Below are 15453 nucleotides of genomic sequence, written 5' to 3' on the forward strand. Positions count from 1 at the left end.
GCGAAGAACCCCCGACGCCCACCCTCAGTCGTCGTCGGAGTCGTCGCCCCGGTCGGCCGAGACCTTGCCGCTGTCCGGGTTCACCCGCCACTCCCGGTCGCCGCCCCCGCGGGCGGTCCGGGTCTCGGCCTCCCACCCCCGCTCATCGTCGTCGTCCAGCTCCACCGACGTCACGACCCCCTCGGCCGCCGCCGCCTCCGCGGCCTGCTCGGCCGTCACCGAGGTCCCCTTCAACGCCGCCCGCACCTCGTCGGCGTCGTCCTCGTCGTCCCGCTCGGCGCCGAGGACCTTCCCGGTGGCCGGGTCGATCCACACGCTGTGCCAGGTGTCCCCACCACCGAGGACGTCGACCTCCCAGGCCCCGTCGTCCAGCTCGGCGGAGACGGCCGTACCCGGCTTGTGCTGCAACGCGGCGGCGATGGCCTCGGCGGCGGTCAGATCACCGGAGGCGGGACGGTCGTCCCGGTCGTCGCCACGCCCGTCGTCGCCCCGGTCGTCCTGGTCATCCCCCCGGTCGTCCCGGTCGTCCCGCTCGTCCCGGTCGTCGTCCCCCCGCCCGTCGTCGTCCCCCGCCCGCTGCTCGCCGAGCGCCACCGGCGTCGCCCCGCCGTCGCCGTCCCCCGAGACCGCGATGGCTGTCGCCGTACCGCCCCCGACCAGGGCCGCGGCGGTGACGACGGCGATCACGATGTTGCGCTTCATGTGAGTTCCTCCCGAGTCGCTTCGTTTTCGACGTCCTCAATCTCGCCGACCAACACTGAGAGGAACCTGAACCCACCTGAAGTGATCTTCAGCCTCGCTTTGCGACCCTTGGCGCATGCGCCTGCTGATCGTGGAGGACGAAAAACGCCTCGCCATCTCCCTCGCCAAGGGCCTCACCGCCGAGGGCTACGCCGTGGACGTCGTCCACGACGGCCGCGAGGGCCTGCACCGGGCCACGGAGGGCACGTACGACCTCCTCATCCTCGACATCATGCTGCCCGGCCTGAACGGCTACCGCGTCTGCGCGGCCCTGCGCGCCGCCGGCCACGACGTGCCGATCCTGATGCTCACGGCGAAGGACGGGGAGTACGACGAGGCCGAGGGCCTGGACACGGGCGCCGACGACTACCTCACCAAGCCGTTCTCGTACGTCGTCCTCGTCGCGAGGATCAAGGCACTGCTGCGCCGCAGGCCGACCACCGGGGCGTCCCCCGTCCACGTGCACGGCGACCTCAGGGTGGACACGGCCGCCCGCCGCGTCTTCCTGGACGAGGACGAGGTGACCCTGACCGCGAAGGAGTTCTCGGTCCTGGAACACCTGGTGCTGCGCGCCGGCGAGGTGGTGTCGAAAGCCGACATCCTCGAACACGTCTGGGACTTCGCCTACGAGGGCGACCCCAACATCGTCGAGGTCTACATCAGCGCCCTGCGCCGCAAGCTCCGCCCCGCGCTCATCCGTACCGTGCGCGGCGCCGGTTACCGGCTGGAGACGGCGCCGTGAGCCGCCTGTTCGGCTCGGTCCGCGCACGGGCGACGCTCGGCGCCACCCTCGTCGTAGCGGTGGCCCTCGTCGCGGCCGGCACCGCCGTACTGCTCTCCCTGCGCTCCAACCTGATCGGCGAGGCGGGCACCCAGGCGGAACGCTCCGCACGGGCGGTCGCCTCCGAACTCGCCGCCCGGATGCCGTACGACAAGCTGTCGGGCCTGGACGGCGAGGACAGCCCGGTGCAGATCGTCGACGAGGACGGCCGTCTGGTCGCGGCCAGCGAGGACCTGAACCGGATCACCGGCACGGCGACGCCGGACGTGACACCACGGCCGGCACCGTCACCACAGCCGACCGGCGATGACGACGACGATGACGACTCCGACGACTCGGACGACTCCGCCGACTCGGACGACGACTCCGACGAGTCCCTGCCCCCCGGAGAGATCGCCACCGAGCCGGCCTTCAGCAACGGCACGGCCACCATCGACGGCGACACCGAGGACTACCGCTTCGCCGCGGTCGAGGTCGGGACCCCCGACCACGGCCGTCTCACCGTGTACGCCGGTGCCCCCCTGGCCGCCGAACACGGCGCCGTACGCACCGCGTTGACGGTGATGCTCATCGGCTTCCCGCTGCTCCTGGCGGTCGTCGGGGCCGTGACCTGGCTGGTCACGGGCCGCGCCCTGCGCCCGGTGGAGGGCATCCGCAGCGAGATGGCGGCGATCACCGCCTCCGAGGACCTCTCCCGCCGTGTCCCCGAACCGGCGACCCACGACGAGATCGCCCGCCTCGCCCGCACCACCAACGCGACACTCGCCGCGCTGGAGGCCTCCGTGGAACGCCAGCGCAGCTTCGTCGCCGACGCCTCCCACGAACTGCGCAGCCCGATCGCGTCCCTGCGCACCCAGTTGGAGGTGGCCGCGGCCCACCCCGAACTCCTCGACCTGGACGGCGCGGTGGAGGACACCGTACGACTCCAGCACCTCGCCGCCGACCTGCTGCTGCTCGCCCGCCTGGACGCGGGGGAGCGCCCCGCCGACGCCAGGGTCGACCTCGCCGCACTGGCCCGCGAGGAGTCGGCCGGCCGTACCGGTGTGACGGTGGACGCGGAGCCCGCGGAGGTGTCCGGCTCACGGGGTCAACTGGGCCGGGTGCTCGCCAACTTGCTGGACAACGCCCGCCGGCACGCCCGCGAACGGGTCACCGTGACCGTACGGCGGGAGGGCGCCTGGGCCGTGCTCGCGGTGGCCGACGACGGCGACGGGGTGGCCGAGGCCGACCGGGAGCGGATCTTCGAACGGTTCGTACGGCTGGACGCCGCCCGCAGCCGCGACGACGGTGGCGCGGGACTGGGGCTGGCGATCGCCAGGGACGTCGCCGTACGGCACGGCGGGACGCTCACGGCGGGTGCCGCGCCGGCCGGCGGAGCACTCTTCGAACTCCGCCTGCCGCTCGACGGGTGAGAGCCGTCAGAGACGGCCCCGCTGCCCCCGCAGATGCTCGGCGATGGGCTTGAGGGCCTTGTCGAGCTCGGTCAGGGCCTCGGGGGAGAGCAGGTCGATGAAGTGCCGCCGCACGGACGCCACATGATGCGGCGCGACCTTCTGCATGGTCTCCATGCCGTGCTCGGTGAGGACCGCGTACAGCCCGCGGCGGTCGGACTCGCAGTTCTCCCGCCTGACCAGGTCCCCGTTCTCCATGCGGGTGATCTGGTGCGAGAGGCGGCTCTTGGACTGCAGCGTGGCGGCGGCGAGGTCGCTCATCCGCATCCGCCGGTCCTCCGACTCGGACAGGTTCACCAGGATCTCGTAATCGTTCATCGTCAGGCCGAACGGCTGCAGATCCTTCTCGAGCTGGTACGTCAACAGCCTGTTGACCTCCAGGTGGGTGCGCCAGGCGCACTGCTCCGCATTGGTCAGCCAGCGGGTGGCCGTCTCGGTCTCCATGAATGAAGTCTACCTAAGGAAGTTGAATGGCGAACTAATAAGGCTTCCGTGTGACGCCGTGCGCAAGCGTTCGATGTCACACCCCGCACATTACCGCTCACAGCCCGAAGCGACGCTGGAGGTCTCCCAGCTGTCCGGGAAGACGCGGTGCGCCCGCCCCCTGCCCGTGGCCTCCCGGAACACCCCCACCGGGTACCCCCGGCTCATGCGGAGGGGTCCCCGTCGCCTGCTCCGCCATCAGCGCCTCGGACGACTGGAGCAGCACCGTGCCGGCCCCCACGAACTCGAACTGGTGCTCCTCGCCGGAGGCCCCGCCGAGGCCCGTCATCGCACGTAGACCGCCCATCACGCCGGTCATGTAGCCGTGGTCGTAGTGATGGCACGGGGAGGGGCAGTCCGCCCAGCCGACCAGCGCCTGCGGATCCACCCGGATCGGGGGCTCCATGAACACCACCGGCCCGTTGGACGCGGCCACGAACTTTCCGGTTCCGATCAGTGTCAGAAAGCCGGGCACGATCGACTGCTTGAGCGCGAGACTTGGCTGAAAAGCGAGGAGGTTGCCCGAGCGAATGGTCAGGTTGCCGTCCTCGAGATCGTACGAATTCACGTCGAAGGCCCGGTCGGCGAGGAGCATCTTGCCCGAGCCCTCCGCCACGACCCAGTCGCTCGCGTGCAGTGGCGAATGGAACGACGTACGGACAAGTCGGTCGAGTCGCCCGTGCCCGATGCCGTTGAAATCGATCGAGCCGTAGTAGGCGATCATCTTCCCCTTCTGCATGAACCACTGGGTGCCCTTGAGCTCCACGCAGAAGGTGTAGTGATCGACGTTGTCGTCGGACGGCAGCGTCGTCGGGTCGTGGACAGGGGTGCTCACAGCTTCTCCTCCGACGCCTGGACGTACACGGCACCGCTGCCGCTCAGCTCCAACTGGAAGGCCTCGCCGGAGCCCCGGCCCACCATGTCCCGCCAGCCGAGGGCGGTCGACAGCTTGTTGCGGACGTCCCCGTGGTGGGCGACGTAGGCCTGCGGGTCCACGTGCACGGGCCGCTGCGGGGTGATCGGGACCTCGATGACCCCGCCGTGCGCCATCACGGCGACGGAGCCGTGCCCCTTCAGGGACGTCGTGAAGAGCCCCTGCCCGGAGACCTGCCCCCGGACCATGCCCATCACCCCGCCCTGCGAGCCGAGGAACACCGTGCCCTGCTCCAGCGTGCCCTCGAAGGCGAGCAGCCGGTCGGCCTCGACGTACAGGGTGTCGCCGGCGAGGTCGATCACCTGGATGTGATGGCCGCCGTGCCCGAACAGCACGGTGCCGCTGCCCTCGACGGTCATCAGCGGCGTGTCCTCGTTGGCCACCCGCCGACCGATCATCGACATCACACCGCCCTGCCCGCCGCGCAGGTTCGGGGTGAAGGCGACCTCCCCCTTGTACGCGAGCATCGCGCCGCGCTGGCTGAACAGCCGCTGACCGGGCGCGACGGTCGCCTCGACCATCTTCGAGTTGATCTCCCGGAAGCCCATGTCAGACATCCCCCGCGATCGTGTTCCGCTCGCTGGGCTGCACGTACACCAGCCCGTCGCCCTCGAAGCGGATCTGGAAGGCCTCACCGCCGCCCTCGCCCATGAAGGTGCGGAAGGACACACCCGACTGGAAGGACTGCCGCACGTTCCCCTGATGGGCCACATAGGCGCCGGGGTCCACCGTCAGCGGGTACTGCGGACTGACCCGGAGCAGCACGGCCGGCCCGTCCGACATGATCGCCGCCTGCCCGTGCCCCTCGATGGTCGTCGTGAACAGCCCGTTGCCCTGCGATGCCCCGCGCAGCCCCGTGAAACTCGTCCCCGTACGAAGCCCCCCGTCCGTCGCCAGCAGATTGCTGGACTCCACGTACAGCTTGTCGCCCTGCAGGGACACCAGGTTGATCTCGGAGGCGCGGTCCGCGAAAAAGCAGGTCCCGTGCCCCTTCACCTCCATCAGTGTCATCTGCTCACCCGTGAGCCGCCGGGTCACCATCCCCCGCAGCCCCTCACCACCACCGCTGAGCTTCTTGAAGGCCATGTCGCCGTCGTACGCGACCATGGAGCCGTTCTTCGCCTTCACGGCATCCCCGGTCATGTCGACGGCGAGCACCTTGCTGCTCTGAAGTCGGAACATCGCCACGCTTGCGACGTTAGCCCCACCTTCGCCCGTACGGACAGATCCCGAAGGAGGAGTCGAACCCCGACCCGTCCCCTACGGACCCCCTCCGGTGATCGCGGACCGGGTTTGCCACAATGGACCCGCGCTTGTGCGTGCGTTCACAAACGTCCCTGGTACAAGCCGTACGACCCGTAGACGCCGACGTCTCTCCCACCGAAGGTGACCCGTGGACCTCAAGACCGCCTCCGCCCTCCGCCGCCTCCGCCTGGTCTCGGGCCCCGAAGCGATCTCGTTCCTGCTGCTGCTCGTCTGCTCGGTCCTGAAGCGGACCACCGACTTCAACGCCGTCCCGGTGATGGGCGCGGTCCACGGCTTCCTCTTCGTCCTCTACGTGCTCTTCTGGGCCGACGCCTGGAACCGCGCGAAGTGGTCGCTGGGCACCGCCGCCTTCTACTTCCTGATGTCGGTCCTCCCGACCGGCGGCTTCTTCGCCGAGCGCCGCCTCAAGCGCGAGGCCGAGGACGCGGTGATCGCCTCCCGCGCCCGTAACGAGGGAGTCGTGGGCGCATGATCGTGGCCTTCTCCGTGACACCGCTCGGCGTCGGCGAGGACGTGGGGGAGTACGTCGCCGACGCGGTCCGCGTGGTCCGCGAGTCGGGCCTCCCGAACCGCACGGACGCGATGTTCACCTCGATCGAGGGTGAGTGGGACGAGGTGATGGACGTGGTGAGGCGCGCCGTGGCCGCGGTGGAGGCACGCGCACCGCGCGTCTCCCTGGTCCTCAAGGCGGACATCCGCCCGGGGGTCTCGGACGGCCTCACCTCCAAGGTGGAGACGGTCGAGCGGCACCTGGCGCGAGGCGACGGCTGACCGACGGGACCGATGAGTGAGACAGGGCTGACCGACATATGACCGGCCGGTAGGGTCTGGTCCGTGTCGAAGCCGCTCAGTCTCTCGTTCGATCCCATCGCCCGCGCCGACGAACTCTGGAAGCAGCGCTGGGGCAGCGTGCCGTCGATGGCCGCGATCACCTCGATCATGCGGGCGCACCAGATCCTGCTGGCCGAGGTGGACGCGGTCGTCAAGCCGTACGAACTCACGTTCGCGCGCTACGAGGCGCTGGTGCTGCTGACCTTCTCCAAGTCGGGCGAGCTGCCGATGTCGAAGATCGGCGAGCGCCTGATGGTGCACCCCACGTCGGTGACGAACACCGTGGACCGCCTGGTCCGCTCGGGCCTGGTCGCCAAGCGCCCCAACCCCAACGACGGCCGCGGCACCCTCGCCACCATCACGGAGAAGGGCCGCGAGGTCGTCGAGGCGGCCACCCGCGACCTGATGTCCATGGACTTCGGCCTGAGCGCGTACGACACCGAGGAATGCGGCGAACTCTTCGCGATGCTGCGGCCGCTGCGGGTGGCGGCGGGGGACTTCGCGGAGGAGTGACGCCCGGCACCCCCGCTGGTCGCCTGCCATCGCCCTCACGGCCGGGCGCGCCGCCCAAGGTGGTGCGCGACTTCGACGAGCGCCTTCACGGCGTCTACCTGTAGGAGGACAGGATGCGGGTGGGGATCACAGGTCACCGTGGGCTCGACGCGGAGGTGGAGTGGCGCGTGCGGAGCATGCTCGTCGAGTCGGTGAGCGCCTGCGACGCCGCCGGGCTGGTCGGTGTCTCGTGCATCGCGGACGGGCCCGACGCCTGGTTCGCCGAGGCCGTGGTGGAGCACGGCGGCCGGCTTGAGGTGGTCATTCCGGCGGCCGGGTACCGCGACGCGCTCCCGGAGTGGCACCACGCCACCTATGACGTTCTGCTGGGGCAGGCGTCCGAGGTTCACGAGACCGGCATGGGCGAGTCGACGTCCGAGGCGCACATGGCGGGCTCGGAGATCCTCGTGGGCCTGTCCGACGTACTCCTCGCGGTGTGGGACGGCAAGCCCGCCCGGGGCTTCGGCGGCGCCGCGGACGTGGTCGCGTACGCGGAGCGGAGCGGCACCCCGGTACGGGTCCTGTGGCCGGAGGGCGCCACCCGCTGACTGCGAGGGGGACCGACCCCCGCCAAGATCTCCCGGAACGGGCCGTTACGCTCGTAGCCATGAAGAAGAGCGTGTTCACCCGCTACCGGATCATGGCCTATGTCACCGGTGTCCTCCTCGTCGCGCTGACTTTCGGCATGATCGGCAAGTACGTGCTCGACATGGGCGGGGCGGCCGACTTCACGCAGGTGGTCAGCATCGCCCACGGGTGGCTCTACGTCGTCTACCTGATCTTCGCGTTCGACCTCGGCTCCAAGGCGAAGTGGCCGGTCAAGAAGCAGCTGTGGGTGCTGCTCGCCGGTACGGTGCCGACCGCCGCGTTCTTCGTGGAGCGCAGGATCAGCCGTGAGCTGGAGGGCCGGTTCGCGCAGGAGGCCCCCGCGGTCGCGTAACGCGTCTCACCGCCGTACGGAGCAGCGTGCGGCGGTCTCCCATCGACATTTACTTGGACGTCCTAGTAAATTCGAAGTATGGACGCTGACGCCATCGAGGAGGGCCGCCGACGCTGGCAGGCCCGGTACGACGCCGCTCGCAAGCGCGACGCGGATTTCACCACGCTCTCCGGCGATCCCGTGGAGCCGGTGTACGGGCCCCGGACCGGGGACACCTACGAGGGATTCGAGCGGATCGGCTGGCCGGGGGAGTACCCCTTCACCCGCGGGCTGTATCCGACCGGCTACCGGGGGCGGACGTGGACCATCCGGCAGTTCGCCGGATTCGGGAACGCCGAGCAGACCAACGAGCGGTACAAGATGATCCTCGGCAACGGCGGGGGCGGGCTCTCCGTCGCCTTCGACATGCCGACGCTCATGGGCCGCGACTCCGACGACCCGCGCTCCCTGGGCGAGGTCGGCCACTGCGGGGTGGCGATCGACTCGGCCGCCGACATGGAGGTCCTGTTCAAGGACATCCCGCTCGGTGACGTGACCACGTCGATGACGATCAGCGGGCCCGCCGTGCCCGTCTTCTGCATGTACCTCGTCGCCGCCGAGCGCCAGGGCGTCGACCCCGCCGTGCTCAACGGCACACTGCAGACGGACATCTTCAAGGAGTACATCGCGCAGAAGGAGTGGCTCTTCCAGCCCGAGCCCCATCTGCGCCTCATCGGCGACCTGATGGAGCACTGCGCCGCCGGCATCCCGGCCTACAAGCCGCTCTCCGTCTCCGGCTACCACATCCGCGAGGCCGGGGCGACGGCCGCGCAGGAGCTGGCGTACACGCTCGCGGACGGCTTCGGGTACGTGGAGCTGGGGCTCAGCCGCGGGCTCGACGTGGACGTGTTCGCGCCCGGCCTCTCCTTCTTCTTCGACGCGCACCTCGACTTCTTCGAGGAGATCGCCAAGTTCCGTGCGGCCCGGCGCATCTGGGCCCGCTGGATGCGGGACGTCTACGGCGCCGAGAGCGACAAGGCGCAGTGGCTGCGTTTCCACACCCAGACCGCCGGTGTCTCGCTGACCGCGCAGCAGCCGTACAACAACGTCGTACGGACCGCCGTGGAGGCGCTGGCGGCCGTGCTCGGCGGGACCAACTCCCTGCACACCAACGCCCTCGACGAGACCCTCGCCCTGCCCAGTGAGCAGGCCGCCGAGATCGCCCTGCGCACGCAGCAGGTGCTGATGGAGGAGACCGGCGTCGGCAACGTCGCCGACCCGCTGGGCGGTTCCTGGTACATCGAGCAGCTCACCGACCGCATCGAGGCGGACGCCGAGAAGATCTTCGAGCAGATCAAGGAGCGGGGCCTGCGGGCCCACCCGGACGGCAGGCACCCGATCGGGCCCATCACCTCCGGCATCCTGCGCGGTATCGAGGACGGCTGGTTCACCGGCGAGATCGCCGAGTCGGCGTTCCGCTACCAGCAGGCGCTGGAGAAGGGCGACAAGCGGGTCGTCGGCGTCAACGTCCACCACGGGTCCGTCACCGGCGACCTGGAGATCCTGCGGGTCAGCCACGAGGTGGAGCGCGAGCAGGTACGGACCCTCGGCGAGCGCAAGGCCGGGCGCGACGACGCGAAGGTGCGCGGCGCCCTCGACGCCATGATCGAGGCCGCCCGCTCCGGCGGCAACATGATCGAGCCCATGCTGGACGCCGTACGCGCGGAGGCGACCCTCGGCGAGATCTGCGGCGTGCTGCGCGACGAGTGGGGCGTGTACACGGAGCCGGCCGGCTTCTGACCCGTACCGGAACCGCGTGGCGGGGAGAGCGCCGTGGCCCGTGGTCCACGGCGCTCTCCCCGCCGGGGCCGCGTCAGCGGCGGGTGATCTCCACGGTCACCTCGGCGGAGGCCGCGGTGTGCCAGGCGTCACCGGCGTACGTCACGCCGTACCGCACCTGACCGGTCCTGCGCGGCGTGTCGGTCACGGTGAAGGTGCCGTCGGCGGACACGGGGACGGTGCCCAGCGAGGTGCCCTCAGGAGCGGCGGCGTCGTAGCGCCGCACCGCGACGGTGGTGCCGGGAGCGAGGCCGGCCGCCGGGGTCAGGGTGCCGGTGACGGTCAGTTCCCGCCTGACCCTGCTGGTCGGGGGCGCATCGAGGGCGAGGGCGGTCTGCACGGTGGTGTCGACCTGCCGCGCGTGGAACCGGAGTCCCATGACGCCGGTCTGCCGCGTCACGGCGAAGACCCGGCTCCCGTCCGGCGCCCAGGCCAGCCCCTCCTCCACCAGGCTCTCGGTGGCACCGCCCAGCTCGACCGTGGTCAGCGGAGCCTGCCCGCCCGGCGCGTAGAAGGACAGGTCGGGCACGTCGGCGCTGTTGTTGGAGGTTCCTCCGGCCACCGTGCCGTCGGGCGCGACGGCGACGGCCAGGGGAGAGGGCGACGCCGCGGGGGTTCCCTGGTCCGAGAGGTCGTCGAGGCGGAAGGTCTGGTAGCCGGGCGAGATGAGGGCGGCCACGACGACGTTCCGGCCGTCGGGTGTCACGGCCAGGTCCCGCAGACCGTTCATCTCCGTCCCGGAGAAGACCCGTCGGGCGGTCGCCTCGGGTGCTCCGCCGCCCACGTCGTACACCGTGAGGGTGTTGACGTTGGGGTTGCCCGTGCCGGCCACCAGCACGTCGGGGTCGGCGGGGGAGGCGACGAGCTCCGCCCCCCAGTCCAGTGAGGCGTCCAGACCGAGCTCGATCACCGGTTCGGCACCGGACACGTCGACCGACCCGAGGTCCCCGGTGATGCCGTATCCGAACCACAGCTTCCCGCCCGCGAAGGCCAGGCTCCACGGGGCGGTGTCCTCGCCCACGAAGTACCGTGCGGTCTCCGTCAGCGTCGTGGTGTCGTACGCGACGATGGTGTCGATGTCCCGCGCGGCCACGTAGAGGGTGCGGGAGTCGGGTGAGAGGGCCAGCCCGCCGGCGCCCGGCAGGCCGTCCAGCCAGGTGCTGTTTCCGCCGTCGTAGTCCGTCACCACGACCCGGCCGTCCGCTCCCGCGGGCATGCTGAGGAAGACCCGCTGGTTGCTCCCGTCGACCTTCATGTCGGCGAGGGAGTACATCGGCAGCGGCACGGGGTCCGCCGCGAACGCCGGGGTGGCTCCCGGAACGGTCAGCAGCAGCGAGCCGAGAGCCGCGGTGAGTGTGGTGCCGAGCGCGCGTCTGAGTATGCGCAAGGTAGTGCCCTTCTGTGTCCCAATGCATCACGTCGGTACACCGGTTGGACGACCGGAGGGGACGGCGCAGGGCACCGTCCCCCGGGATTCTGCGGCGCGCGACCAGGAATTCGGAAATCCGTTCTACTGGTCGACGCGCGTCCACAACGGGTTCCGCGCGTGGCGTGCCATCAGGTCACGGCTTGCGGGCCACCGCGCCGTACAGCGAGATCACCGCGTGCTCGTCGGTGGTCTCGCCCTCCGCCAGCTCCGGGTGCCAGTCGGTGAGTTGGACCAGACCCGGCTCCACCGGCTCGAGCCCCTCGAAGAACCGGGCGACCTCCGCATGGCTGCGCGGAGCGAGCGTGACGCCGCCCGCCCTGTACATCTCGACCCCGCGACCGACCGCCTCCGGGTCGAAGTCCGCGGTCAGCTGGGACAGCACCAGGTAGCTGCCGGAGGGCAGTTCCTCGAGCAGCCGCGTCACCAGCCCGTACGGGTCGTCCCCGTCACCGAGGAAGTGCGTGAGCGCGACCAGGGACAACGCCACCGGGCGCCCGAAGTCCAGCTTCTCGCGGGCCTGTTCGAGGATGCGGCCGGGCTCGCGCACATCGGCCTGGACGTAGTCGGTGACACCCTCGGGCGTGCTGTGCAGCAGCGCCTCGGCGTGCTTCAGCACGATCGGGTCGTTGTCCGTGTAGACGACACGGCACTCGGGCGCGATGCCCTGCGCTATCTGGTGCAGATTGGGCTCGGTGGGGATGCCGGTGCCGATGTCCAGGTACTGGCGGACCCCCGCCTCACCGGCCAGCCACCGGGTGACCCGCTGCATGAACCAGCGGTTGGTCCGGGCGATGTGCCGCGCCGTACCGTCGACGCTCATGATCTGCCGGCCCAGCTCCTCGTCGACCGGGTAGTTGTCCTTCCCGCCGAGGAACCAGTCGTACACCCGGGCCGGATGCGGCCTGGAGGTGTCGATCCGTGCGGCGGCGGGTCGGGTCCCGGTCATACGCGCCTCCCTGGCAGCTCAGCGTCCGGTACGCCCCGGTGCGGGGTGATCACGATCCTGGCAGCGCGCCGGAAACGGAGACAGGCGACTATCGGCCGACCCTGGCCGGTTCAGGGGCCCGTCGCGGACAGGCCCGAGAGCAGGACGCGGGTGAAGCCGTGGATCCATTCCTCGTCGGCCGGTTCCGCGCTCACCAGGGTGCGGTGCACCACCGCGCCGGCCACCATGTCGAAGATCAGGTCGACCGTGCGGGCCGCCTCCTCGGCGTCGGACTCCGGGGGCAGCTCGCCCCGGGCCTGTGCCCGCGCCCGGCCGGCCAGTACGAGCCGCTTCTGCCGGTCCACGATCGAGGCGCGGATACGTTCCCGCAGGGCGTCGTCACGGGTGGATTCGGCCACCACCGCCATCAAGCCGTTCCTGGCCTCCGGACGCGCCAGGATCGTCGCGAACTGGAGCACCACGCCCTCGATGTCGGCGGCGAGGGAGCCGCGGTCGGGCAGGGTCAGTTCGTCGAAGAGTTCCGCGACCGCGTCCACGACCAGTTCGTTCTTGCCCGCCCAGCGGCGGTAGAGGGTGGTCTTCGCGACGCCGGCGCGGGTCGCCACGTCGCCCAACGTGAGTTTCGACCACCCCAGTTCGACCAGAGCGGCACGCGTGGCGGCCAGGATCGCGGTGTCCGCGGCGGCACTGCGCGGGCGCCCGGTGCGACTGGCTGGGGTGCGGCTCTGCATGGCATGACGATAACGGCGGATTCCGCGCGGTCGGATGTGGGAGAGATCACCGGTGCGCCCTGTTCAGCGGGCCCCGGTCAGTATTACGCTACGACCCGTAGCGAAAGCACGCTCGACCGGCGTGCCCCAGCGACGACCACCGGCGTGGGGTGGGGACCCGGCGCCAACCGCACACGTACGCCTGGCTTTCCCGGGCGTTTTCACACACACGGGCCGTACGGGGGAGGATAGACGCATGCAGCCACGGAACATGTCCATGAGCGGAGTCGTCGACCTCGCCGCGGTGAAGGCGGCCCAAGAGGCCAAGGCGAAGGCGGAGCAGGCGCGCGCGGAAACCGCCCGGCAGGGCGGCGGGGGCGCCATCTCCCCGGCCGATCTCGTCATCGACGTCGACGAGGCGGGCTTCGAGCGCGATGTCCTGCAGCGGTCCACCGAGGTCCCGGTCGTCATCGACTTCTGGGCCGAGTGGTGCGAGCCCTGCAAGCAGCTGAGCCCCCTGCTTGAGCGGCTCACCGTCGAGTACAACGGGCGCATCCTGCTCGCCAAGATCGACGTCGACGCCAACCAGATGCTGATGCAGCAGTTCGGGATCCAGGGGATCCCGGCGGTCTTCGCGGTGGTGGCCGGGCAGGCCCTGCCGCTCTTCCAGGGCGCCGCGGGCGAGGCACAGATCCGCCAGACCCTGGACCAGCTGGTGCAGGTCGGCGAGCAGCGCTTCGGCCTGACCGGCCTCGCCGTCGACCCCGACGCCGTACCGGGCGGCAGCGTCCCCGCGGAGGTTTCGGACGAGCCCGCCGGTCCGTACGACGCCCTGCTGGAGGCCGCCGTACAGGCGCTGGACAGCGGTGATCTCCCCGGGGCCGTCCAGGCGTACAAGAACGTGCTCGCCGACGATCCCGGCAACCCGGAGGCCGCGCTGGGACTCGCCCAGGCCGAACTGCTGCAACGGGTGCAGGGGCTGGACCCGGCGAAGGTGCGGAAGGACGCCGCCGAGAAGCCGAAGGATTCCGGCGCGCAGATCGCCGCCGCCGACCTCGATCTGGTGGGCGGTCATGTGGAGGACGCCTTCGGCCGGCTCATCGAGACGGTGGCGCGCACCGCGGGCGACGACCGTGACGCCGTACGCGTACGGCTGCTGGAGCTGTTCGAGGTGGTCGGCGCCGATGATCCGCGGGTGATCGCCGCCCGCCGGGCGCTGGCACGGGCCCTGTTCTGAACCACCCCCGTTTCGTTGCCCGATTCCGGCTGTTTTGCCGGGCGTTCGGGACGGCGGGGTTCGAGTGTCCGAATGGCTCATCGATGCCGTTGCGGCCGCGCTTTGCCAAAACTTGGTAATCGCGGCCGCTGTTACTGCGAGTAAGTCGCGGGCGGTGTTCTGTCGGTTTCTGTCCCTCGATCCATGGTTTTGCACCCCCCTTTCGGTGCACCCAGCGTCGCCGAGCGGGACCGGCGGGTCGTTGCGGGGTTACCCGGCCGTTACTAGCGAGTAATGAACCCCCTTGTGTCGACGGCGAGAATGCACCACGATCGGCGACGCTCGGTCCATTACCCGTACCCCGACAGCCGGTCGGGTCGCGGGAACTCCTGGGTCCCCACCGAGCAGAGCCGGCGGCAATGACGCCGGCTCTTGGACAGGGGGGTCTTCGTCCACCCGGCGAAGCCTGTCCAGCAGGGTTGTGCGTGATGCGTGTCAGGCGCGACCAGTGGTTGTCGCTCGGGGGTGATCGCCGGTGATCGGGCGCGTTGTACGTGCCGCCGAGCTCAGGCGCTCTCCTTCCCGAGGACGTAGCACTTCTCCCATCCCTGCCCGGCCGAACCGCCGTTGACGGCAATGAGCCGGGGCAGGAGATGTACGTCCGAGAAGGAGGAAATATGGAGTCCCAGGTGCGTGGCGGGACCAGATGGAAGCGGTTCGCTGTGGTCATGGTGCCCAGCGTGCTCGCTACGGCGGCGGTGGGTGTCGGCCTGGCGCAGGGCGCCCTCGCGGCGTCGTTCAGCGTCTCCGGCCAGCAGTTCAAGGTGACGGCCGATCACCTGCACGGTGAGGGTTTCGCCCAGTACGGCGGAATGGACACCGTCTACACGTCGACCGACGGTGACAAGAAGACAAAGGTCCCGGTCGCCATCTCGTCGTTCAAGGACGCGACGATCACCAAGATGTGCCAGTCGGTGGCGACGAAGATCCCGGTCCTCAACAAGACGATCTACCTTCGTCTTGAGGCGGGTAACAACGCCAAGAAGCCGGTCAAGGCCGAGAACCTCTACATCGACGTCTCCCAGCTTGACGCCGATGCCACGTTCAACCAGATCGACATCGGCGTTGCGGTCCAGGACCAGAACCGCGGTCCGGATGTGAAGCAGGACGGCACCTCGATGCCGGGCGGCTTCGCCCAGCAGGCGAAGTCGGCCGACCTCTACGGCGTCGAGCAGACGGCGTGGGCGACCACGGCCGGCACGTTCACGCTGAACGGCCTGTCGATGCGTCTCGGTACGGACGCCAAGATGGAGTGCTACTAAACAGCCTCCGTCACCGGGGTGTTCCGGGGTAGT

Annotated in this window: 18 protein-coding genes; 10 read left to right on the forward strand and 8 right to left on the reverse strand. The window is 70.1% G+C overall.

All coding sequences use genetic code 11. From position 1 onward, the window contains the following. Window positions 1–24: 24 nt before the first annotated feature. The gene (locus IF28_RS0123690) at window positions 25–702 is read right to left on the reverse strand and encodes a PepSY domain-containing protein (RefSeq protein ID WP_030223875.1); all 678 of its coding nucleotides are present in this window, start codon (window positions 700–702) and stop codon (window positions 25–27) included. Window positions 703–817: 115 nt separating this feature from the next. On the opposite strand from IF28_RS0123690, the gene IF28_RS0123695 reads away from it, so the two are divergent. Beyond that, complete coding sequence (locus IF28_RS0123695; protein WP_030223877.1) at window positions 818–1483, forward strand: response regulator transcription factor; 666 nt, start codon at window positions 818–820, stop codon at window positions 1481–1483. Continuing rightward, on the forward strand, window positions 1480–2934 hold the full coding sequence (locus tag IF28_RS0123700) for a sensor histidine kinase (RefSeq protein WP_030223878.1): 1455 nt from the start codon (window positions 1480–1482) through the stop codon (window positions 2932–2934). The genes IF28_RS0123695 and IF28_RS0123700 overlap by 4 nt, the downstream gene beginning before the upstream one ends. 6 nt (window positions 2935–2940) lie before the next feature. On the opposite strand, the gene IF28_RS0123705 is transcribed toward IF28_RS0123700, so the two are convergent. The 4 genes from IF28_RS0123705 to IF28_RS0123720 form a co-directional block, all read right to left on the reverse strand. Beyond that, entirely contained in the window at window positions 2941–3417 is a 477-nt protein-coding gene (locus IF28_RS0123705; protein WP_030223881.1) for a MarR family winged helix-turn-helix transcriptional regulator, read from the reverse strand. 97 nt (window positions 3418–3514) lie between these two features. Beyond that, window positions 3515–4291, reverse strand: a complete 777-nt coding sequence (locus IF28_RS0123710) for an AIM24 family protein (protein WP_030223882.1) — start codon at window positions 4289–4291, stop codon at window positions 3515–3517. Continuing rightward, window positions 4288–4938 (reverse strand): AIM24 family protein, encoded by a 651-nt coding sequence (locus IF28_RS0123715; protein WP_030223885.1) that lies wholly within the window; start codon window positions 4936–4938, stop codon window positions 4288–4290. Before IF28_RS0123715 ends, IF28_RS0123710 begins: the two co-directional genes overlap by 4 nt. A 1-nt stretch (window position 4939) precedes the next feature. Next, window positions 4940–5572 carry an AIM24 family protein gene (locus IF28_RS0123720; protein ID WP_030223887.1) on the reverse strand — a complete coding sequence of 211 codons (633 nt, stop codon included), beginning with the start codon at window positions 5570–5572 and terminating at the stop codon, window positions 4940–4942. A 211-nt stretch (window positions 5573–5783) separates the two neighbouring features. On the opposite strand from IF28_RS0123720, the gene IF28_RS0123725 reads away from it, so the two are divergent. From IF28_RS0123725 to IF28_RS0123750, 6 genes are all read left to right on the forward strand, one after another. Continuing rightward, window positions 5784–6128: a DUF3817 domain-containing protein gene (locus IF28_RS0123725; RefSeq protein WP_030223889.1), complete on the forward strand. Its 345-nt coding sequence runs from the start codon at window positions 5784–5786 to the stop codon at window positions 6126–6128. After that, window positions 6125–6427: an MTH1187 family thiamine-binding protein gene (locus IF28_RS0123730; protein ID WP_030223891.1), complete on the forward strand. Its 303-nt coding sequence runs from the start codon at window positions 6125–6127 to the stop codon at window positions 6425–6427. The genes IF28_RS0123725 and IF28_RS0123730 overlap by 4 nt, the downstream gene beginning before the upstream one ends. Before the next feature lie 63 nt (window positions 6428–6490). After that, window positions 6491–7000, forward strand: a complete 510-nt coding sequence (locus IF28_RS0123735; protein WP_030223894.1) for a MarR family winged helix-turn-helix transcriptional regulator — start codon at window positions 6491–6493, stop codon at window positions 6998–7000. Window positions 7001–7113: 113 nt separating this feature from the next. Continuing rightward, the gene (locus IF28_RS0123740; protein ID WP_030223895.1) at window positions 7114–7587 is read left to right on the forward strand and encodes a hypothetical protein; all 474 of its coding nucleotides are present in this window, start codon (window positions 7114–7116) and stop codon (window positions 7585–7587) included. Between the two features lie 59 nt (window positions 7588–7646). Continuing rightward, complete coding sequence (locus IF28_RS0123745) at window positions 7647–7979, forward strand: DUF3817 domain-containing protein (RefSeq protein ID WP_030223896.1); 333 nt, start codon at window positions 7647–7649, stop codon at window positions 7977–7979. A 78-nt stretch (window positions 7980–8057) separates the two neighbouring features. Continuing rightward, complete coding sequence (locus IF28_RS0123750) at window positions 8058–9758, forward strand: acyl-CoA mutase large subunit family protein (RefSeq protein ID WP_030223897.1); 1701 nt, start codon at window positions 8058–8060, stop codon at window positions 9756–9758. A 73-nt stretch (window positions 9759–9831) separates the two neighbouring features. On the opposite strand, the gene IF28_RS0123755 is transcribed toward IF28_RS0123750, so the two are convergent. The 3 genes from IF28_RS0123755 to IF28_RS0123765 form a co-directional block, all read right to left on the reverse strand. Beyond that, the gene (locus IF28_RS0123755) at window positions 9832–11184 is read right to left on the reverse strand and encodes a WD40 repeat domain-containing protein (RefSeq protein WP_051713845.1); all 1353 of its coding nucleotides are present in this window, start codon (window positions 11182–11184) and stop codon (window positions 9832–9834) included. A 175-nt stretch (window positions 11185–11359) separates the two neighbouring features. Further along, window positions 11360–12172 (reverse strand): SAM-dependent methyltransferase, encoded by an 813-nt coding sequence (locus IF28_RS0123760; RefSeq protein WP_030223899.1) that lies wholly within the window; start codon window positions 12170–12172, stop codon window positions 11360–11362. A 110-nt stretch (window positions 12173–12282) separates the two neighbouring features. Continuing rightward, entirely contained in the window at window positions 12283–12903 is a 621-nt protein-coding gene (locus IF28_RS0123765; protein ID WP_030223904.1) for a TetR/AcrR family transcriptional regulator, read from the reverse strand. Between the two features lie 235 nt (window positions 12904–13138). On the opposite strand from IF28_RS0123765, the gene IF28_RS0123770 reads away from it, so the two are divergent. Beyond that, a complete protein-coding gene (locus tag IF28_RS0123770) occupies window positions 13139–14119 on the forward strand; it encodes a tetratricopeptide repeat protein (protein ID WP_030223906.1) in 981 nt (326 codons plus the stop codon). Window positions 14120–14775: 656 nt separating this feature from the next. Continuing rightward, complete coding sequence (locus tag IF28_RS0123775) at window positions 14776–15420, forward strand: DUF6230 family protein (RefSeq protein ID WP_030223908.1); 645 nt, start codon at window positions 14776–14778, stop codon at window positions 15418–15420. Window positions 15421–15453 lie beyond the last annotated feature (33 nt).

The organism is Streptomyces sp. NRRL WC-3626 (assembly GCF_000718785.1).
GTDB classification, from domain to species: Bacteria; Actinomycetota; Actinomycetes; order Streptomycetales; family Streptomycetaceae; genus Streptomyces; species Streptomyces edwardsiae.